The following is a 19173-nucleotide window of genomic DNA, read 5'->3' as shown; positions in this document are numbered from 1 at the left end:
AGGCGCCCAGCGGTCGACTACCCAGGGGCTCGGGGCTGCGCTGTAGGCAGGCGCTCAACGGTCCACTACCCAGGGGCTCGGGGCTGCGCTGTTTGCAGGCGCTCAGCGGTCGACTACCCAGGGGCTCGGGGAACTGCGAGGAGATCTGGCGCTCGGGTCACCGCGAAAGTCCCTGACCACCTACGCGACGATCACCTTGCAAAGGTCGGCGTCGCAGTTCCCCGAGCCCCTGACCGTAGATGCCGAGCCACCTGCAAAAAGTCGGAGTCGCCCACGCGGCGGAGCCGCACAACAGCACAGCCCCGAGCCCCTGACTCCGTAGCGGGCTGAGCACCTGCCTAGTGGGTCTCGGTGATCTTGGCGAGGGCGCGGGGTGCGTCCGGGTCCTGGCCGCGGGCGATGGCGACCTCGTAGGCGAGTTGCTGGAGCGGCAGGATCTCCAGGACGGGCTGGATCTCCTCGGGGACCCCGGGCGGCAGCGCGAAGCCCGCGGAGGCCGCGTCCACCTGGTCCTGCTGCCCGATCACCACCAGGTCCGCGCCCCGCCCCCGCAGCCGGTCCAGCACCGGCTGGAGCGCTTCGCCGCCCTTGCCGTCCGGCACCACCGCGATCACCGGCGAGACGTTGTCCACCATCGCCAGCGGCCCGTGCAGCAGGTCCGCGCCGGAGAACGGCGAGGCCGGGATGTAGGTGGTCTCCATCAGCTTGAGCGCGGCCTCCCGGGCGGTCGGGTACCCGTAGCCGCGCGAGGTGAGCACCAGCCGCTGGGCGAACCGGTACCGCTCCGCCAGCGCCTTCACCTCGGCCTGCCGCCCGAGCACCTGCTCGGCCAGCTCGGGCAGCACCTCGGCGGCCGAACCGTCCCCGCCGCGCAGGCCCTCGACCAGCAGGTAGAGGGCCAGCAGTTCGGCGGTGTAGGTCTTGGTGGCGGGCAGCGCCTTCTCCGGCCCGGCCAGCAGGTCGACGTGGAACTCGGAGACGTCGGCCAGCGGCGAGTCGGCGTTGTTGGTGACCGCCAGGGTGATCGCGCCGGCCTCCCGGGCGGCCTTGGTGGAGGCCACCAGGTCGGGCGAACCGCCGGACTGGCTGACCGTGACCACCAGCACGTCGGTGAGGTCCGGCCGGGCGCCGTACGCGGTGGTGGTGGACATCGAGGTGAGCCCGGCCGGCTTGCCGAGCAGGATCTCGATCAGGTACTTGGCGTAGAGCGCCGCGTTGTCCGAGGTGCCGCGCGCGGTCAGCAGCACGAAGCGCGGGCGGCGGGCGGCGATGCCGGCGGCGACCTCGCGGATCTTCGGGCCGCCCTGGTCGAGGATCCGCCGCAGGACGGCGGGCTGCTCGGCCATCTCCGCCGCCATGATCCGGCCGGGGGCGGGCTGGTTCTGCGGGTCGGTCATCTGACGGTGCCTCCGCTCGGGACGGTCGCTCTCCATCCGTGATGCTACGAGCGCGGGTCCCCCACGGCACGCCGCGGTGCGCCGTCCGGGCAGCGGACGGCGCACCGGCGGGACGCGACGGGGCGTCAGGACGGGTTGTTGATCAACTCGTCGATCTTGGCGTCGGTCTCCTGGGTGGCCTGGTCGACGGTCTTGCCCTTGAGGATGTCGTTGAGCATGTTCACCAGCAGGTTCTGCTTCTCGATCGCGCCCCAGCCGGGGGCGATCGGGGTGAACCAGGCGTCCGGCACCGCGTTGGCGGCGGCGGCGGTGGCGGGCTTGGACTTGAGCGGGCTGAGCTGGGTCAGGTTGTTCGGCAGGGTGTCCTTGTCGACCAGCACCTGCTGGGACTTGGCGCTGGTGAACATCCGGATCCAGTCCTTGGCCGCCTCCTGGGACTGCGACTTGGCGGTCACCGCGAGGTCCGAGCCGCCGATGAAGGACGGCAGCGGCTTCCCGTTCGGGCCGGGCATGCCGACCACCTTGAGCGAGTCCTTGAGCTTGGGGTCACCGCCGACCGGCGCGGTGGCGGTGCCGATCTCCCAGCCGTTGCCGTAGAGCATCGCGGTCTTCGAACGGCCCAGCACGGTGGCCTGGTTGAGCTCGTTCACCGCCAGGTCGCCCTTGTTGTAGGTCTTCACCAGGTCGACGAAGTGCTGGATGCCCTGCTGGGACTTGGCGTCGTGCAGCGCGCCGTGCCACTTGCCGGTGCTGTCGAAGCGGGCGACGGTGCCGCCGTACGCGGCCACGTAGGACATCGCGGCGTACCAGTACGGGCCGGGCAGGTAGAGCGCGGAGTAGCTCTTGTCGGCCTTGTGCTTGACCGCCACCTTGTCGAGCGCGGCGCGCAGCTCGTCCTCGGTCTTCGGGAACTCGGCGCTGCCGGTGGCCTCCTGGAAGGCCGCGGCGTTGTAGATACCGACCCGGGCGCCCGCGTAGTACGGCACGCAGTAGAGCTTCTCCTGGTACTTGCAGGTGTTCTCCAGGCCCTGGATCCAGGTGTCCGAGTTCTCGAATCCGGCCTTGTCGACCGTCGCCAGCGAGCCGTTCAGGATGTACTTCATGGTCTCGGTGTTACCGAGTTCGACCACGTCCGGTGCCGAGCCGCCGGCCAGTGCCGCGTCCAGTTTGGCGATCTTGTCGGCCCAGGTCTGGTAACTGAGCTTGAGATCGACCTTCGGGTACTTCGCGGCGAACTCGTCATTCACCTGCTGGACCAGTTCGGGCCAGTTCTGCTGCGCCTCGTTCATCAGCCAGATGGTGACCGAGCCGGTGAGCGTCTTCGGGTCGGTGGTGCCCGGACCGCCGCCCTTGGCGCCCGAGCCGGCGCTGCCCCCGCAGGCCGCTGTGCTGGCGAGCAGTGCCGCGACGCCGAGCGTCGCCATGAGCCGACGGTTCACGCCATCCTCCCGGTTGCTTGGTCCGGTCGAACTGTGGTTTAGACCGGATTGCTGGAGACTGGCCTAGACCAAAGCTGGTGTCAACGATTAGTGGGGCCCAAGTGTCGGACGTTGTAGACCTGTTGTGAGTTGTGTGCGCCCTGTCGCCGTTCCGACACCTAGGGTTCCGTTAAGGCTCTCTTAAGGCCACCTTGAGAGAGCACGGTCATTCCCGTCCGATATTCCGGAACGCCCCGGAAATGCCCGGACATGACAGAACTGACGCACCGTCACCCAGCTGCGACGGGACCGATTCCGAGGCTTCCGGCGAACCCCGAAAAGCCCGGAAACCCACCTACCGGCGTAGGTGGGTTTCCGGGTGGCTTCGGCGCTGCTCGGGCTACTGGCCGGTGAGCACCTCGACCGCGGCGAGCCCGAGGACCCGGGCGGCCCCGTGGGTGGCGATGTACAGGGCTCCGGCGGGCGCGGCCTGCGGGACCCCCATCTCGACCACGGCACCGTCCGGACGGGCCGTCAGGACCCGCTCCAGCACCGCCGTCATCCACTCGTAGCGGTGCGCGTCCCGGACCACCAGGACCAGGCTGCGGCCCTCGGCCCCGGCTAGCAGCCGGGCCACCGTGGCGTCGATCGCCTCGGCGGTGGCGTCCGCCGACGCGACGGTGGCCTTCCGGGTGCCCGGGAAGCGGTCCGCCAGCAGGCCGGAGAGACCCCAGGGGGTGTCGTCGCCGACCGCGAAGTTGGGCTGGTCGGAGAGCGAGACCACGTACGGGCGCTCGGTCACCGGCGCGAAGGCCCGACCCGGGGCGCGGACCACGCGCAGCGCGCGGCGGGCGGCCCGCAGGCCGATCGCCAGGTCGGGCTCGCCCGGCTGGGTCTGCGCCTCGATCCGGGCCCAGCTGCCGAGGGTGCGGACCCGCTGGGCCGCGTCGGCCAGCCGCTCCGCCGTCAGCGCGCCGGAGCGGACGCCCTCGACGATGGCGTCCCGGAGCTCCAGGACGGTCTCCTCCTCGGTGCAGCCACCGCCGACGCAGATCGCGTCGGCACCGGCGGCCAGCGCCATCACGGTGCCCGGGCCCATGCCGTAGGTGTCCGCGATGGCACCCATCTCGATGCCGTCGGTGACGATCAGGCCCTGGTAGCCCAGCTGACCCCGGAGCAGGTCGGTGAGCACCGCACGGCTGAGCGTCGCGGGCAGCTTCGGGTCCAGCGCCGGGACCATGATGTGAGCGGTCATCACGGCCTTGGCGCCGGCCTCGATGGCCGCCAGGAACGGCACCAGGTCGCGCGAGCGCAGCAGGTCGACGTCCACGTCCACCATCGGCAGGCCGAGGTGCGAGTCGACCGCGGTGTCGCCGTGGCCGGGGAAGTGCTTGGCGCAGGCGGCCACGCCGACCTGCTGGAGGCCCTCCACCCAGGCGGCGGTGTGCCGGGCGCACAGCTCGGGGTCGGCGCCGAACGAGCGGACGCCGATCACCGGGTTGCGCGGGTTGGAGTTGACGTCCGCCGCGGGGGCCCAGTTGTAGTTGACGCCGCAGTTGGCCAGCGCCCGGCCGAGCTCACGGGCGACGTCCCGGGTGAGCGCGGTGTCGTCCACCGCGCCGAGCGCCAGGTTGCCCGGCCAGGAGGAGCCGGAGCCGACCTCCAGGCGGGTGACGTCGCCGCCCTCCTCGTCGATCGCGATCAGCAGGTCCGGGTTCACCGAACGCAGCTCGGCGGTGAGCGCCGCGAGCTGCTCCGGGTCCACCACGTTGCGGGCGAACAGCGCGACCGAGCCGAGCCCGGCGGCCAGGTGCCGGCGGACCCACTCCGGCATGGTGGTGCCGACGAAGCCGGGCTGGAGGACCGTCAGTGCATCCCGGTGCAGCTGGTCGCTGTCGGTCACGGCGGGGGTGAGGATGCTCATGATCGGGTCATCCCTTCACGGCACCGGCGGTGAGACCGGAGGCGATACGGCGCTGGACGAGCAGGAAGAAGATCACCACGGGGATGGCCATCATGGTGGAGCCGGCCATCATCGGGGCGTACTCGGTACCGCGCGTGGTGGTGAAGTTGCCGAGCCACACGGTCGCCGTGGTGTTGGTCTGGCTGAGCAGCTGCAGCGCGTACAGGTACTCGTTCCAGGCCTGGATGAAGCCGTAGATCGCGGTGGCCACCATGCCGGGCGCGAGCAGCGGGAAGACCACCCGGACGAACGCCCCGGTCCTGGTGCAGCCGTCGACCATGGCCGACTCCTCGAGCTCCTTCGGGATGTTCACGATGAAGCCGCGCAGCGTCCAGACCGTGAACGGCAGCACGAAGGTGAGGTAGGTCAGGATGATGCCGGAGAGCTTGTTGTACTGGCCCAGGTCGTTCAGCAGCAGGAAGACCGGGATGATCATCGCGACCAGCGGGACCATCTGCACCGTCAGGATGCCGACGATGACCACCTTGCGGCCGCGGAACGCGAACCGGGAGATCGCCAGCGCCGCCAGCAGGCCGACCACCAGGCCGATCGCCACGGTGGTGCCCGCGATGATCAGGCTGCGGGTGACCGGGCCCCAGAAGTCGGAGACGTCGAGCGCGCGCTTGAAGTTGTCCAGCGTGATCGGGAACGGCAGGAACTTCGGGTCGTTCGAGATCGCGTACTTGTCGGGCTTCAGCGCGGTGTTGACCATCCAGTACACCGGGAAGCCGAGGACCGCGGCGACCGCGACACCGATCAGGTTGTAGAGGCTGCGGCCCTTCGGGCGCGGCGCCTTGGACCGGATCTTCGGAGCGGGAGCGGCCTTCGCCGGCAGTTCGGTCACGGCGGTCTCGCGCGGGGCGGCCGAGTCGGTCATCGTCACTCCACCTCTCCAATCTTCAGCATCTGGCGCATGTAGACGGCGATCACGCCGAGCAGCAGCAGAACGGTCAGCAGGGCGATGGCCGAACCCATGGAGTAGTCGTTCACCACGAACGCCTTGTCGTACGAGTACGTGGTGAGCAACTGGTACTCGGGCTCGGGGTGGCCGCCGCGCATCAGGAAGACCTGGGCGAAGACGCCCATGTCCCAGATCACGGAGAGGGTGGCCAGCATGACGATGATCGGCTTCAGCACCGGGATGGTGACGTAGCGGAAGACCTTGAAGGCGCCGGCCCCGTCCATCCGGGCGGCCTCCTCCAGCTCCTTCGGGACCTGGGTCAGACCGGCGTGCAGGGTGATCGCCACGAACGGGACCGCACCCCAGACCACCAGCGCCATGATGATGGCGAAGCCCTGGGTGGAGTTGATGAACCAGTTGTGCCGGTCGAAGTCCAGACCGACCTTGGTCAGCAGCCAGTTGACGACGCCGTAGTCGGTGTCGAACATCCACTTGAAGACGGTGACGGCGACCACGATCGGCATCGCCCAGCTCGCCACCAGGGCGATGTTCATCAGGGTCTTCACCCAGCCGGACACCCGGACCAGCAGCATCGCGATCAGCAGGCCGAACACCATGGTGAAGCCCACCGCGCCGACGGTGAAGACGATGGTGCGGACGACCACGTCCCAGAAGACGCTGTCGCTCAGCACGGTGGCGAAGTTGTCGAAGCCGAGCCACTCGGTGGGCTGGAAACCCCACAGCTGGGACTGGCCGAAGTTCTGGAACGACAGGGTGAGCAGGCGGACCAGCGGGTAGCCGAGGACGACGGCCAGCACGAGCATGGTCGGGGCCAGCAGCAGCCACGGGGTGGCGGTGCCGGACAGGCGGCTGCCCAGCGAACGCCCGGTTCTCCCGGGGGCGGGCGCGGCCGCAGATGATGAGGGCCGCTGCGGCGGCACCTTCGCGGTGGATGTGTCGGCACTCATCACGTGCTCCTCAGCTACGCCTGGCGCTTGCATACTTCAGGGGCCCCACGACCGGGGCCCGCCGGCCCCCTCTCACTGCGAGGGGGCCGGCGGGCTGACGGTTGATCAGGCCTTGTTGATCACGGCGTCGATGGCGGTGTCGGCGTCCTTGGCGGCAGCCTCGACCGTCTTCTTGCCCTGGGCGATGTCCTGCAGGGCGTTCTGCAGGATGTTCGCCTTCTCGACCTGCAGCCAGCCCGGCGCGGTCGGGACGAACCAGCTGATCTCGGCCGCGGTCGCGGAGGCCGCGGTCTTCGGGTCGGCCTTGAGCGGGGCCAGCTGGGTCTTGTTGTTCGGCAGGTTGCCCTTGGCGATCAGGGTCTCCTGCGCCTTGCCGTTGGTGAAGGCGTTGATCCACTCGGAAGCGGCGGTCTTGGCCTTCGACTTCACCGGCACGGCGAGGTCCGAACCACCGAGGAAGGTGGAGAGGTTCTTGCCCGACGGGCCAGGCAGCACGAAGGAGACCAGGTTGTCCTTCAGGGTGCCACCGGTCTTGTCGAACTTCGGGTCGGCGGCGGAGCCACCCTCCCAGCCGGCACCGTAGATCATGCCGGACTGGCCCAGGCCGTAGACGATGTAGCGGTCCGCGTCGTCCTTGGTCAGGTCACCCTTCATGTACTTGCCGAGGGCGTCCTTCCAGGCGGTCAGGCCCTTGATGGCCTCCGGGCTGGACAGGGTGGCCTTCCACTTGTCGCCGTCCTGCTTGGCGATCGCGCCACCGGCGTCGGTGATGAAGGAGGCGGCGGTGTACCAGTCACGCGACGGCTGGTACCAGGCGGAGAACTTGTCGCCCTGCTTGGCCTGGATCTTGTCCAGGGCCGCGGTCAGGTCGGCGTAGGTGGTCGGGACGGCGGTGACGCCGGCGGCCGCGGCGATGTCCTTGCGCCAGGTGGCCACACGGGCACCGGCGTAGTAGGGGACACCGTAGGTCTTGCCGTTGTAGGTGGCGGAGGCCTTGAGGCCGTCCAGCCAGGCACCGCTGTTCTCGAACTTCGAGGCGTCCAGCGGGGCCAGCGCGCCCTTGATCATGTAGGGCAGCATCTCCGTGTTGCCCATCTCGACCACGTCCGGCACGGCGTCGGTGGCAAGAACGGAGTCGAGCTTGGTGTTCTTGTCCTTCCAGCCGTAGTACTCGTGGTTGATCTTGATGCCCGGGTACTTGGCGGTGATGGCGTCGTCCGCCGACTTCACCAGGTCCGGCCAGTTCTGCTGGGCGTCCACGGTCAGCCACACGGTGAGGGCGGTGGGGGCGGCCTCCTTCGCGTCACCGCCGCTCTTCGCGTCCGAACCACAAGCGGCAAGACCGACGACCATTGCTGCGACGCCGACCGCCGCGATGAGCTGACGCTTCACGCCATCCTCCTGAGGGATGCCCGGGTTGCCCCCACCTGGGAGCGACGTACCGACATATATCGGTGGAAAGCCTGTCGCGAACCCTTGGAACGGGGTTGGGGAATTCATGTTTGGTCTGCAGTGGTGTAGACCAGATGCCAGGAGCTTGGCCTAGACCAATGGGCGTGTCAACGGCTCCAGAACCAATCAGGACCACCCGTTATCAAGCCGACACCGCTCATCGTTCATCGCGTGATGAGGGCCCCGTTCACAGCCCATACGTGCAACGATGTGTGCCGATGACGAGGAAGCGTGGCCTGGGAAGGCTTCGCGAGCACCGGGAGATGCGGCGGATGAGCAGCGACGGGGGCACCACTGCCCAGGTGAACCACCCCCAGGCCAAGGGCCTGCCGACGCAGGGCGTCGCCGACCCGACCGCGCGCGTCCCTAAGTACTACGGACTGAAGCGCCATCTGCTGCAGCTCACCGAGACCCAGCCGGCCGGCACCCCGGTGCCGCCGGAGCGGGCGCTGGCGGCACAGTTCGACACCTCCCGGACCACTGTCCGGCAGGCGTTGCAGGAGCTGGTGGTCGAGGGGCGGCTGGAGCGGATCCAGGGCAAGGGCACCTTCGTGGCCAAGCCGAAGGTCGCCCAGGCGCTCCAACTCACCTCCTACACCGAGGACATGCGGGCGCAGGGCCTGGAGCCCACCTCCCGGCTGATCGAGGTCGGCTACATCACCGCCGATGACCGGCTGGCCCCGCTGCTGGACATCAAGCCCGGCGGCCGGGTGCTCCGGATCGAGCGGCTCCGGCTCGCCAACGGCGACCCGATGGCGATCGAGGTGGCCCACCTCTCGGCCAAGCGCTTCCCCGCGCTGCGCCGCAACCTGGTCAAGCACAACTCCCTCTACACCGCGCTGCGCGAGGTGTACGGGGTGACCGTGGCGGAGGCCGAGGAGACCATCGAGACCACGCTGGCCAACCCGCGCGAGGCCGGCCTGCTCGGCTCCGACCTCGGGCTGCCGATGCTCCAGCTCTCCCGGCACTCCTTCGACGCCGACGGCGCGCCGGTCGAGTGGGTCCGCTCGATCTACCGGGGCGACCGCTACAAGTTCATCACCCGCCTGCAGCGGCCCGCCTCCTGACGGGGAGCAGTCCGCTATCCGGGAAGTTCTGCACGGAGTAGTGACACGGGTCACCCGGTGACCTAGATTTCGCTGCCGTAGTGACAAGTCGATCACCACGGGTGCTGCTCGGCGGACGCACGATCGGTGCGTTGCGGCGCGTGAGGTGAGCCCTCACCAGCGGAGCCGTTCACATGTCGTCAGAAACCCCGGCCGGAGCGCGGCTCCCGGTGGTCACCCCCGCGCGGGTGCTCGCCGGACTGAGCCTGCTGCTCCCGGTCGTCGCGATGCTCTGGGTCTCCTCGTACGCCAAGGAGACCCCCGAACTCGGCGGACTGCCGTTCTTCTACTGGTACCAGCTGGCCTGGGTGCCGGCCTCGGCCATCTTCACGGTGACCGCGTACCTGCTGCTGCGCCGGGACGAGCAGGCCCGCAAGGCAGCCGCGGACGGAGCGTCCGCATGAACCACACCGGCGTCAACTGGACCGCGCTGACGGTCTTCCTGGTCTTCTTCGTCCTGGTCACCGTGATGGGCTTCCTGGCCTCGCGCTGGCGCCGGGCGGACAACGCCCAGCACCTGGACGAGTGGGGCCTCGGCGGCCGGAGCTTCGGCACCTGGGTCACCTGGTTCCTGCTCGGCGGCGACCTCTACACGGCGTACACCTTCGTCGCCGTCCCGGCCCTGGTCTACGGGGCGGGCGCGGCGGGCTTCTTCGCGGTGCCGTACACGATCATCGCGTACCCGCTGGTCTTCCTCTTCCTGCCGCGCCTGTGGTCGGTCTCCCGGGTGCACGGCTACGTCACCCCGGCCGACTTCGTCCGCGGCCGGTACGGCTCCAAGCCGCTCTCGCTGGTGGTCGCGCTCACCGGCATCCTGGCCACCATGCCGTACATCGCGCTCCAACTGGTCGGCATCCAGGCCGTGCTGGACGTGCTCGGGGTCGGCGGCAGCGCGGACAGCAACTGGTTCGTCAAGGACCTGCCGCTGTTCCTGGCCTTCGCGGTGCTGGCCGCCTACACCTACTCCTCCGGGCTGCGCGCCCCGGCGCTGATCGCGTTCGTCAAGGACACCCTGGTGTACCTGGTGATCATCGTCGCGGTGATCTACATCCCGATGCGGCTCGGCGGCTACGGGGCGATCTTCGACTCGGCCGCCCAGAAGTTCAGCGCGGTCAACCCGGCCACCGGCAAGCCGGTCGGCTCGCTGGTCACCGGGCCCAAGGCGCAGTGGACGTACGCCACGCTGGCGTTCGGCTCGGCGCTGGCCCTCTTCATGTACCCGCACTCGGTCACCGGGGTGCTGGCCTCCAAGTCCCGGAACACGGTGCGCCGGAACATGGCCATCATGCCCGCGTACTCGCTGATGCTCGGGCTGCTCGCGCTGCTCGGCTTCATGGCCATCGCGGCCGGCGTCGGCAAGGGCGTGAAGGGCTTCAACCCGCAGCTCTCGGTGCCGCAGCTGTTCGAGAACATGTTCCCGGACTGGTTCACCGGGGTGGCCTTCGCCGCGATCGGGATCGGCGCGCTGGTGCCCGCCGCGATCATGTCGATCGCCGCGGCCAACCTGTTCACCCGCAACATCTACAAGGAGTACCTGAAGCCGACCGCCACCCCGGCGGACGAGACCAAGGTCGCCAAGCTCGCCTCGCTGCTGGTCAAGGTCGGCGCGCTGGCCTTCGTCCTGCTGATGGACAAGCAGTTCGCGATCAACCTCCAGCTGCTCGGCGGGATCTGGATCCTGCAGACCTTCGTCTCCATCGTCGGCGGCCTGTTCACCCGGTGGTTCCACCGCGGCGCCCTGCTGGCCGGCTGGGCGGTCGGCATGGCCTACGGCACCTGGAAGGCCTACGGGGTCTCCTCGGCCGCCACCAAGCACTTCGGCGGCAGCTCGGCCGAGATCCCCGGCGTCGGCGAGATCGGCTACATCGGCCTGACCGCCTTCGTGCTCAACGTGCTGGTCACCGTGGTGCTCACGCTGGTGCTGCGGGCCGCCAAGGTGGCCGAGGGCACCGACGAGACCAGCCCGTCCGACTACACGGCCGAGGCTCCGCCCCGGTCGAAGGCGACCGACGCCCCGGAGGCTCCGGAGCCCGTCGCGGCGCACTGATGCGTCCGGGCGCACCGGCCCGGAGCGCGCGCGCCCTGTGATCGCGCCGTCCTTCCGGTCAACACTGGAAGGACGGCGCGATCATTCGTATGACCGGACACGGGGAGAAGAACATGGCGGAACCCAGCAGCAACGTCCTCAACGGCCACCGCAGCACCGTCGGCACCGCGACGCCCCAACCCTCGGTGCTGATCGCCACCAGACACGGCGAGAGCATCGCCAACGTCGAGTTCCAGCTCGCCGCCGAGACCGGTGCCCTGACCGTCCCGATCACCTGCCGGGACGCCGACATCCCGCTCTCGCTGCACGGCCAGGCCCAGGCCCAGGCCCTCGGCCGCTGGTGGGCCGCCCTCCCCCCGGCCGACCGGCCGCGCTCGGTCTGGTGCTCCCCGTACGTCCGCACCACCGAGACCGCCCGGATCGCGATCGCCCAGGCGAGCGGGCTCGGCGCGGTGCCGGTCGGTCTGCCCGTCCGCCACGACGACCGGCTGCGGGACCGGGAGCTGGGCGTGCTGGAGATGCTCACCAAGGCCGCGATCGAGAAGGAGCACCCCGGCGAGGCGGCCCGCCGCCGCAAGATGGGCGAGCTCTACTACCGGCCGCCGGGGGGCGAATCGTTTCTGGACGTCGCCCTCCGGGTCCGGAGCCTGCTCCGTGACCTCCGGGAGGAGGAGGACGGCCGGCCGGTGCTGGTGGTCGCGCACGACTGCCCGGTCCTGATGCTCCGTTACGTCCTCGACCGCCTGACCGAATCCCAGCTCCTCGACCTCCCCCCGGTCGCCAACTGCTCCACCAGCACCTGGCGCAACCACACCGGCCGCCTCACCCCCGACGGCTGGAACCGCACCGACCACCTCTAGGCAGACACTGCGGCAGCCAGGGGCTCGGGGCCCTGCTGATGTGCGGCTCCGCCGACCTTTCGGCACGAGGTGCACCACCAGGGGCTCGGGGCCCTGCTGATGTGCGGCTCCGCCGGCCTTTCGGCACGAGGTGCACCACCAGGGGCTCGGGGAACTGCTGATGTGCGGCTCCGCCGACCTTCCGGCACGAGGTGCACCACCAGGGGCTCGGGGAACTGCGACGCCGGCCTCGGAAAAGGTCACCGTCGCGTGGGTGGTCAGGGACTTTCGCAGTGACCCGAACGCCAGATCTCCTCGCAGTTCCCCGAGCCCCTGGACCGTAGCCGGTTGAGCACCTGCCTGCGGCCCAGCCCCGAGCCCCTGGGGAGTCGACCGCTGAGCACCTGCCAAAAGGCCAGGCGTCAGCCGAAGTTGCGGCGGTACGCCTGCGGGGTGGTGCCCAGCCAGCGGGTGAAGTGGTGGCGCAGGGTGGCCGCGTTGCCGAAGCCGCAGGAGGCCGCCACCGTCTCGACCGGCTCGTTGGTGCCCTCCAGCAGGCGCTGGGCCTGCAGCAGCCGCTGGTTGGTGAGCCAGCGGTGCGGGGTGGTGCCGGTCTCCTGCTGGAACCGGCGGGCGAAGGTGCGCGGCGACATGTGGGCCCGGACGGCGAGTTGTTCCACCGTCAGCTCCTGGTGGAGGTGCCGGCGCAGCCAATCCAGCAGGCCCCCGAGCGAGTCCTCGTCGGCCTCCGGCAGCGGGCGGGCGATGAACTGGGCCTGCCCGCCGTCCCGGTGCGGCGCGACCACCATCCGCCGGGCGATCCCCCGGGCCACCTCGGCGCCCTGGAACTTACGGACCAGGTGCAGGCAGGCGTCGATCCCGGCGGCGGTGCCGGCCGAGGTGATCACCGGGTCCTCGTCCACGTAGAGCACGTCCGGCTCGACCCGGGTGAGCGGGAAGCGGGCGGCCAGCCGGTCGGTGTGCCGCCAGTGGGTGGTCGAGCGGCGGCCGTCCAACAGGCCGGCGGCGCCCAGCAGGAAGGCGCCGCTGCAGATCGACAGCACCCGGGCGCCGCGCTCCGCCGCCGCCCGCAGCCCCTCGATCAGCGGCGCCGGGTACTCGTCCCGGATCGTGGTGGCGGCGGCGATCACCAGGTCCGCCTGGGCCAGCCGCTCGGCGCCGTGCTCGACGTCGATGCTGTAGCCCGCGTGGGTGCGCAGCTTCCCGGGCCGGTCGGAGGCCACCGCGAAGTCGTACACCGGCAGGCCGTTGTCGCTCCGGTCGAGGCCGAACACCTCGCAGGCCAGGCCGAGTTCGAAGGGGTGGACCTCTTCCAGTACCACGGTCACGACGTTCTGCAGCATGCCCCCAGGATGCCCGATGGCAGGATATCGACGCAACAGGGCTTTTCTGCCACTCGTCCGGCCGCCGAGCCCCGAGGAGAGTGGGGACATGACCTCCTCCACCCTCGCAAGCACACTGGCCCTGATCGGCATCGTCGGCTCGTTCGCCCTGCTGGGCGTGCTGGTCGGCCGGGACGTCGAACGCACCTCCCGGCACGGACGCGACAACTGGCAGCGCCCCGGCGGCTATCCGCGCGACCCCGCCCCCGGCGACCGGTTGCTCGGCACCCTCCCCGCCGCCTCCGACCCGCGTTCGGGCACACTGGCGGCATGGACCTCGTCATCCGCCGCGCCGTCGAAGGCGATCTCGAAGCAGTCGGAGCCGTCACCCACGAAGCCTTCGTCGGTGACGGCCACAGCCCGGCCGACGGCCCTTACGCCGCCAAACTTCTCGACGCCCGCCCCCGGTTCGAGCAGGCGGAACTCCTCGTCGCGGTCGATCCGGCGGACGGACGAGTACTCGGCTGCGTGACCTTCGCGGTCGGCGGCACCGACTTCGCCGACATAGCCGAACCGCACGAAGGCGAGATCCGGATGCTGGCGGTCAGCGGCGCGGCCCGCGGCCGGGGCGCGGGCGAGGCCCTGGTCCGCGCCTCGATCGCGCGCAGCCGGGAGCTCGGCCTGACCGCGATGGCCTTCTCCACCCGCCCGTCGATGACCTCGGCCCACCGGCTCTACGAGCGCCTGGGCTTCCGGCGGACCCCCGAACGCGACTGGGAGGTCCGCCCGGGCGTCCTGCTGCTGACCTACGGCATGGACCTCTGACGGGTCGTCCGGCCCTCGGCCGGACCGGCGGGCGTCAGCCGGCCGGGGTCGGCGTGCTCTTCTTGACCACCCGGTCGGTCAGGGTCTGCTTGGTGAGGTCCGCGAAGGACTTGGCGGCGGCCGCCGAGACCGGGTCGTCCTTGACCTCGGGCTTGAGCGAGCCGGACACCGTGTAGTACGCGTACCGGCCGAGCGTGGCGTGGGTCTCCGGGCAGCCGCCCGAGGTGCAGAAGTTGGCGTTCTTCTCGGCCAGCCCCTGGATCGCCCCGGCGTGCTTGGCCAGCACGGCGTCGGCGCTCTCCTTCTTGTCGAACACCGCGATGCCGACCGTCACCACGCTGCCTTCGGAGACGTAGCTGGCGCGCACCAGGCTCCGGCAGGAGGAGGCGACCAGGACCTTGCCGAGGCCGCCGGTGGTCGTGCCGCAGGCGGGGTCGTCATCGGTGACCAGCCGCGTCCACGCCCGGCCGTCGACCGTCCTGGTCTGGGCCGGGAAGAGCGCGGCGGCGTCGGTCGGGCCCTTGTCGGTGGCCGCACTGGCCAGCAGCTCGGCGGGCTTCGGCGAGGCGGTCGGCTTCGCGGGGGAGCTGGCCGGCGGGGACGGCACGGGCGTCGGATCGGCCTCGGTCTTGTCGCGCTTGCCGGCGATCACCACGCCGGTGACGGTCAGCGCGCCGACCACCAGGACGGCGAGGACACCGCCGATCACGAGCCGGCGGCGCCTGCTGCGGGACTCCCGCTCGTGACGGTCCGCCAGACCGACCCAGTCGGGCTCGGCCGGCGCGGCGTACTGCTGCGGCCACGGCGCCTGCTGGGGCAGGTACGAGCCGTCCGGCAGGCCGGGCCCCGGCTGGGGGTACGGCGGCTGCGGAACCGGCTGACCCGGAATCGGACCCTGGCCGGGTATCGGCTGTTCGGGCTGCTGGTCGGCCGGCGTACCCGTTCCCTCGCTCATGAGGCGAGATAGTAAACCAAACCGCCGACGCAGGGTCGTTCGGTGACTGTTTCGTGCCCCGGCGGTGTGCGCCGACCGCGCTCCCGGCAGCGTTCCCGAAACAGAGCCGGAGTCAGCCCGACACACTGCGCGCACAAGATGTGGGGTCACGTCGGCAGGGTGCCACTACATGTATGCTCGCTTTCGCTGTCGACGCAGGGGAACCCGGTGTGATTCCGGGACTGCCCCGCAGCGGTGAGCGGGCTCCTCCAGCAGGTTCCCGCAAGTCCGATGACCTGCCGACCGTGTGCCACAGGGCTTCCCCGCAGTCGCCATGCAGCACAGCAGTATCGTCCGGGCCTCGCGGGTGGGCCGGGGGGTGGTTCGCGCGCGCCGTGAGGTGTTCCGCGCTGCCTTCCCCTGCGCCCTGACGGGTCCGGTGCCCCTCGCCGACCGCCGCCGCCAGGAGAGAAGCGCCTTGACCATCGCTGCCTCAGTTGCCCTGCCCTCCCAGGGTTCTGCCGACTCCGCCCAGACCGATCCAGGTGCTGCGCTGCTTCGGCTGCTCACCGACCGCAGCATCGACCTGCCCCAGGTGGACCCCGGCCACGTCGCGGCCGCTGCGCTGCGCGGCCGGAACGCCAACTCGGACTTCGCCGAGCTGCGCGGACTGGCCGTGGAGGCTGCCGCCTCGATGATCGCCGAGGACCCGCAGTACTCGAAGCTCGCCGCCCGCCTGCTCGCGCTGGAGATCCAGGACGAGGCGATCGGCCAGGGCGCGCTCTCCTTCTCCGCCTCGATCGTGGTCGGCCACACCGAGGGCCTGATCGGCGACGTCACGGCCGCCCTGGTGGCCAAGCACGCCGACGCCTTCGACGCGCTGATCGACCAGCGCGGTGACGACCGCTTCGAGTACTTCGGCCTGCGCACCGTGCAGTCCCGGTACCTGCTGCGCCACCCGATCACCCGCAAGGTGATCGAGACCCCGCAGCACTTCCTGCTCCGGGTCGCCGCCGGTCTCGCGGTCGGCGACACCGAGCAGTCGGTGGCCGAGGTGGCCGAGCTCTACACCCTGATGAGCCGGCTGGAGTACCTGACCTCCTCGCCGACCCTCTTCAACTCCGGCACCAAGCACCCGCAGATGTCCTCCTGCTACCTGCTGGACTCGCCGCTGGACAACCTGGACTCGATCTACAGCCGCTACGCGCAGATCGCCCGGCTCTCCAAGCACGCCGGCGGCATCGGCCTCTCCTACAGCCGGATCCGTTCGCGCGGCAGCCTGATCCGTGGCACCAACGGCCAGTCCAACGGCATCGTCCCGTTCCTGCGCACCCTGGACTCCTCGGTCGCCGCGGTGAACCAGGGCGGCCGCCGCAAGGGCGCCGCCTGCGTGTACCTGGAGACCTGGCACGCCGACATCGAGGAGTTCCTGGAGCTCCGCGACAACACCGGCGAGGAGGCCCGCCGGACCCACAACCTGAACCTGGCGCACTGGATCCCGGACGAGTTCATGCGCCGGGTGAACGCCAACGCCGACTGGTCGCTGTTCTCCCCGGTCGACGTGCCCGAGCTGGTCGACCTCTGGGGCGCCGACTTCGACGCCGCGTACCTGAAGGCCGAGGCCGAGGGCAAGGCGATCCGCACCATCCCGGCGCAGACCCTGTACGCCCGGATGATGCGCACCCTGGCCACCACCGGCAACGGCTGGATGACCTTCAAGGACGCCTCCAACCGCGCCGCCAACCAGACCGCCGTGCCCGGCCGCACCGTGCACTCCTCCAACCTCTGCACCGAGATCATCGAGGTCACCGACGACTCCGAGACCGCGGTCTGCAACCTCGGCTCGGTCAACCTCGGTGCCCACGTGGCGATCGGCGCCTCCGCGGCCGACCTGCTGAACGCGATGGACTGGGACCGGCTGGACGCCACCGTGCGCACCGCCGTGACCTTCCTGGACCGGGTCATCGACATCAACTTCTACCCGACCACCGAGGCCGGCACCTCCAACTCCCGCTGGCGCCCGGTCGGCCTGGGCGTGATGGGCCTGCAGGACGTCTTCTTCCAGCTCCGGCTGGACTTCGACTCGGCCGAGGCCAAGCAGCTCTCCACCCTGATCGCCGAGCGGATCATGCTGGTCGCCTACGAGCGCTCCAGCGAGCTGGCCGTGCAGCTCGGCCGGCACGAGGCGTACGCGGAGACCCGCGCCGCCCGGGGCCAGCTGCACATCGACCACTTCGAGACGGCCCCGCAGTGGACCGAGCGCTGGGACGCGCTGCGCGCCACCATCGCCGAGACCGGCCTGCGCAACTCGCTGCTGCTGGCGATCGCGCCGACCGCGACCATCGCCTCGATCGCCGGTGTCTACGAGTGCATCGAGCCGCAGGTGTCCAACCTGTTCAAGCGCGAGACCCTCTCCGGCGAGTTCCTCCAGGTCAACCCGTACCTGGTCCGCGAGCTCAAGGAGCTGGGCGTCTGGGACGCGCAGACCCGGGACGCGCTGCGCGAGTCGAACGGTTCGGTGCAGGACCTCAACTGGCTGCCCACCGAGGTCCGTTCGCTCTACCGCACGGCGTGGGAGCTGCCGCAGCGGGCGCTGATCGACCTGGCCGCCGCCCGGCAGCCGTACATCGACCAGAGCCAGTCGCTGAACCTCTTCATGGCCGCGCCGACCATCGGCAAGCTGAGCTCGATGTACGCGTACGCCTGGAAGGTCGGTCTGAAGACCACCTACTACCTGCGCTCGCGCCCGGCCACCCGGATCGCCCAGGCCGCCTCCTCCTCCGGGGCGAAGGCCGTCGTCCCGGCGCCGTCCGCGCCGGTCGTCGTGGCGGCCCCGACCACCCTCACTCCGGAGGAGGAGGCGGCGCTCGCCTGCTCCCTGGAGAACCCCGAGTCCTGCGAGGCCTGCCAGTGAGCACCACCGACCGCGAGAAGATGCTGCTCGACCCGGGCTTCGAGCTGACGCTCCGTCCGATGCGGTACCCGTCGTTCTACGACAAGTACCGCGACGCGATCAAGAACACCTGGACCGTCGAGGAGGTGGACCTGCACTCCGACGTCGCCGACCTCGCCAAGCTCAGCGAGGGCGAGCGGCACATGATCGGCCGCCTGGTCGCCTTCTTCGCCACCGGTGACTCGATCGTCTCGAACAACGTGGTGCTGAGCCTCTACAAGCACATCAACTCGCCCGAGGCCAGGCTCTACCTGTCCCGGCAGCTGTTCGAGGAGGCCGTGCACGTCCAGTTCTACCTGACGCTGCTCGACACCTACCTGCCCGATCCCGAGGACCGGGCGGCGGCCTTCGACGCGGTGGAGAACATCCCCTCCATCCACCAGAAGGCGCAGTTCTGCTTCAAGTACATGAACGCGGTCGATCACCTCGACTCGCTGCGGAGCAAGGACGACCGGCGGGCCTTCCTGCTCAACCTGATCTGCTTCGCGGCCTGCGTCGAGGGCCTGTTCTTCTACGGCGCCTTCGCGTACGTGTACTGGTTCCGGTCCCGGGGCCTGCTGCACGGTCTGGCCACCGGCACCAACTGGGTGTTCCGGGACGAGTCCATGCACATGGACTTCGCCTTCTCGGTGGTGGACACCGTCCGGGCCGAGGAGCCCGACCTGTTCGACGAGGAGATGGCCAAGCAGGTCACCGCGATGCTGGAGGAGGCCGTCGAGGCCGAGCTCCAGTTCGCCGAGGACCTCTGCGGCGAGGGCCTGCCGGGGATGAACACCGCCTCGATGCGGGAGTACCTGCAGGCGGTCGCCGACCAGCGGCTGGCCCGCCTCGGCCTGCCGATCCGGTACGGCTCCAGCAACCCGTTCGGCTTCATGGAGCTGCAGAACGTGCAGGAGCTGACCAACTTCTTCGAGCGCCGGGTCAGCGCCTACCAGACCGCCGTCGAGGGCTCGGTCGCCTTCGACGACGACTTCTAGGCCGCGAAACCACCGGAGGGGCGCGGGGAGAACCCCGCGCCCCTCCGGCG

The 19173-nt window shown here is 70.1% G+C and carries 15 protein-coding genes and 1 riboswitch; of the genes, 7 read left to right on the top strand and 8 right to left on the bottom strand.

Features of this window, described 5'->3' with window-relative positions; translation table 11 throughout:
• Positions 1-338: 338 nt before the first annotated feature.
• The 6 genes from ACIRPK_RS08440 to ACIRPK_RS08415 all read right to left on the bottom strand — a co-directional run bounded on the left by ACIRPK_RS08440 (position 339) and on the right by ACIRPK_RS08415 (position 8039).
• Complete coding sequence (locus tag ACIRPK_RS08440) at positions 339-1397, bottom strand: SIS domain-containing protein (protein WP_403034805.1); 1059 nt, start codon at positions 1395-1397, stop codon at positions 339-341.
• Between the two features lie 125 nt (positions 1398-1522).
• On the bottom strand, positions 1523-2836 hold the full coding sequence (locus ACIRPK_RS08435; RefSeq protein WP_403034803.1) for an extracellular solute-binding protein: 1314 nt from the start codon (positions 2834-2836) through the stop codon (positions 1523-1525).
• Positions 2837-3215: 379 nt separating this feature from the next.
• A complete protein-coding gene (locus ACIRPK_RS08430) occupies positions 3216-4739 on the bottom strand; it encodes a glycoside hydrolase family 3 protein (protein ID WP_403034800.1) in 1524 nt (507 codons plus the stop codon).
• Positions 4740-4746: 7 nt separating this feature from the next.
• On the bottom strand, positions 4747-5655 hold the full coding sequence (locus ACIRPK_RS08425; protein WP_403034797.1) for a carbohydrate ABC transporter permease: 909 nt from the start codon (positions 5653-5655) through the stop codon (positions 4747-4749).
• 2 nt (positions 5656-5657) lie between these two features.
• Positions 5658-6650 carry a carbohydrate ABC transporter permease gene (locus ACIRPK_RS08420; RefSeq protein WP_403034796.1) on the bottom strand — a complete coding sequence of 331 codons (993 nt, stop codon included), beginning with the start codon at positions 6648-6650 and terminating at the stop codon, positions 5658-5660.
• 102 nt (positions 6651-6752) lie between these two features.
• Positions 6753-8039: an extracellular solute-binding protein gene (locus ACIRPK_RS08415; protein WP_403034793.1), complete on the bottom strand. Its 1287-nt coding sequence runs from the start codon at positions 8037-8039 to the stop codon at positions 6753-6755.
• A gap of 332 nt (positions 8040-8371) precedes the next feature.
• Between ACIRPK_RS08415 and ACIRPK_RS08410 the strand changes: the two genes are divergently transcribed.
• The 4 genes from ACIRPK_RS08410 (at position 8372) to ACIRPK_RS08395 (ending at position 12112) form a co-directional block, all read left to right on the top strand.
• Entirely contained in the window at positions 8372-9166 is a 795-nt protein-coding gene (locus tag ACIRPK_RS08410; RefSeq protein WP_403034790.1) for a GntR family transcriptional regulator, read from the top strand.
• Positions 9167-9339: 173 nt separating this feature from the next.
• Positions 9340-9609 carry a DUF3311 domain-containing protein gene (locus tag ACIRPK_RS08405; protein ID WP_403034788.1) on the top strand — a complete coding sequence of 90 codons (270 nt, stop codon included), beginning with the start codon at positions 9340-9342 and terminating at the stop codon, positions 9607-9609.
• Positions 9606-11252 (top strand): monocarboxylate uptake permease MctP, encoded by a 1647-nt coding sequence (gene mctP / locus ACIRPK_RS08400; protein ID WP_403034786.1) that lies wholly within the window; start codon positions 9606-9608, stop codon positions 11250-11252. The genes ACIRPK_RS08405 and mctP overlap by 4 nt, the downstream gene beginning before the upstream one ends.
• A gap of 113 nt (positions 11253-11365) precedes the next feature.
• Positions 11366-12112: a histidine phosphatase family protein gene (locus tag ACIRPK_RS08395; protein ID WP_403034783.1), complete on the top strand. Its 747-nt coding sequence runs from the start codon at positions 11366-11368 to the stop codon at positions 12110-12112.
• Positions 12113-12513: 401 nt separating this feature from the next.
• Here the strand turns inward: ACIRPK_RS08395 and ACIRPK_RS08390 are convergent, their stop codons facing one another.
• The gene (locus tag ACIRPK_RS08390) at positions 12514-13455 is read right to left on the bottom strand and encodes a helix-turn-helix domain-containing protein (RefSeq protein ID WP_403034780.1); all 942 of its coding nucleotides are present in this window, start codon (positions 13453-13455) and stop codon (positions 12514-12516) included.
• 309 nt (positions 13456-13764) lie between these two features.
• Here ACIRPK_RS08390 and ACIRPK_RS08385 point away from each other — a divergent pair, with 309 nt between their 5' ends.
• Complete coding sequence (locus tag ACIRPK_RS08385) at positions 13765-14259, top strand: GNAT family N-acetyltransferase (protein WP_403034778.1); 495 nt, start codon at positions 13765-13767, stop codon at positions 14257-14259.
• Positions 14260-14293: 34 nt separating this feature from the next.
• Here ACIRPK_RS08385 and ACIRPK_RS08380 read toward each other — a convergent pair whose 3' ends face one another.
• Positions 14294-15214, bottom strand: a complete 921-nt coding sequence (locus ACIRPK_RS08380; protein ID WP_403034775.1) for a hypothetical protein — start codon at positions 15212-15214, stop codon at positions 14294-14296.
• Positions 15215-15370: 156 nt separating this feature from the next.
• A riboswitch (cobalamin riboswitch) is annotated at positions 15371-15512 on the top strand.
• Positions 15513-15671: 159 nt separating this feature from the next.
• Between ACIRPK_RS08380 and ACIRPK_RS08375 the strand changes: the two genes are divergently transcribed.
• Both ACIRPK_RS08375 and ACIRPK_RS08370 read left to right on the top strand, forming a co-directional pair.
• The gene (locus tag ACIRPK_RS08375) at positions 15672-18107 is read left to right on the top strand and encodes a ribonucleoside-diphosphate reductase subunit alpha (RefSeq protein WP_403034773.1); all 2436 of its coding nucleotides are present in this window, start codon (positions 15672-15674) and stop codon (positions 18105-18107) included.
• A 20-nt stretch (positions 18108-18127) separates the two neighbouring features.
• Complete coding sequence (locus ACIRPK_RS08370) at positions 18128-19123, top strand: ribonucleotide-diphosphate reductase subunit beta (RefSeq protein ID WP_403035142.1); 996 nt, start codon at positions 18128-18130, stop codon at positions 19121-19123.
• The last annotated feature ends 50 nt before the right edge of the window (positions 19124-19173 follow it).

Source organism: Kitasatospora sp. NPDC101801, from assembly GCF_044766665.1.
GTDB lineage: Bacteria > Actinomycetota > Actinomycetes > Streptomycetales > Streptomycetaceae > Kitasatospora.
Note: the sequence above shows the minus strand (reverse complement) of the source record. Positions and strands in the feature narration are given on the sequence as shown.

Coding starts and splice junctions, on each gene's coding strand:
- ACIRPK_RS08440 (WP_403034805.1), bottom strand. CDS start 1,397: ATGACCGACCCGCAGAACCAGCCCGCCCCCGGCCGGATCATGGCGGCG.
- ACIRPK_RS08425 (WP_403034797.1), bottom strand. CDS start 5,655: ATGACCGACTCGGCCGCCCCGCGCGAGACCGCCGTGACCGAACTGCCG.
- ACIRPK_RS08405 (WP_403034788.1), top strand. CDS start 9,340: ATGTCGTCAGAAACCCCGGCCGGAGCGCGGCTCCCGGTGGTCACCCCC.
- ACIRPK_RS08370 (WP_403035142.1), top strand. CDS start 18,128: ATGCTGCTCGACCCGGGCTTCGAGCTGACGCTCCGTCCGATGCGGTAC.
- ACIRPK_RS08390 (WP_403034780.1), bottom strand. CDS start 13,455: ATGCTGCAGAACGTCGTGACCGTGGTACTGGAAGAGGTCCACCCCTTC.
- ACIRPK_RS08395 (WP_403034783.1), top strand. CDS start 11,366: ATGGCGGAACCCAGCAGCAACGTCCTCAACGGCCACCGCAGCACCGTC.
- ACIRPK_RS08410 (WP_403034790.1), top strand. CDS start 8,372: ATGAGCAGCGACGGGGGCACCACTGCCCAGGTGAACCACCCCCAGGCC.
- ACIRPK_RS08385 (WP_403034778.1), top strand. CDS start 13,765: ATGGACCTCGTCATCCGCCGCGCCGTCGAAGGCGATCTCGAAGCAGTC.
- ACIRPK_RS08380 (WP_403034775.1), bottom strand. CDS start 15,214: ATGAGCGAGGGAACGGGTACGCCGGCCGACCAGCAGCCCGAACAGCCG.
- ACIRPK_RS08430 (WP_403034800.1), bottom strand. CDS start 4,739: ATGAGCATCCTCACCCCCGCCGTGACCGACAGCGACCAGCTGCACCGG.
- mctP (WP_403034786.1), top strand. CDS start 9,606: ATGAACCACACCGGCGTCAACTGGACCGCGCTGACGGTCTTCCTGGTC.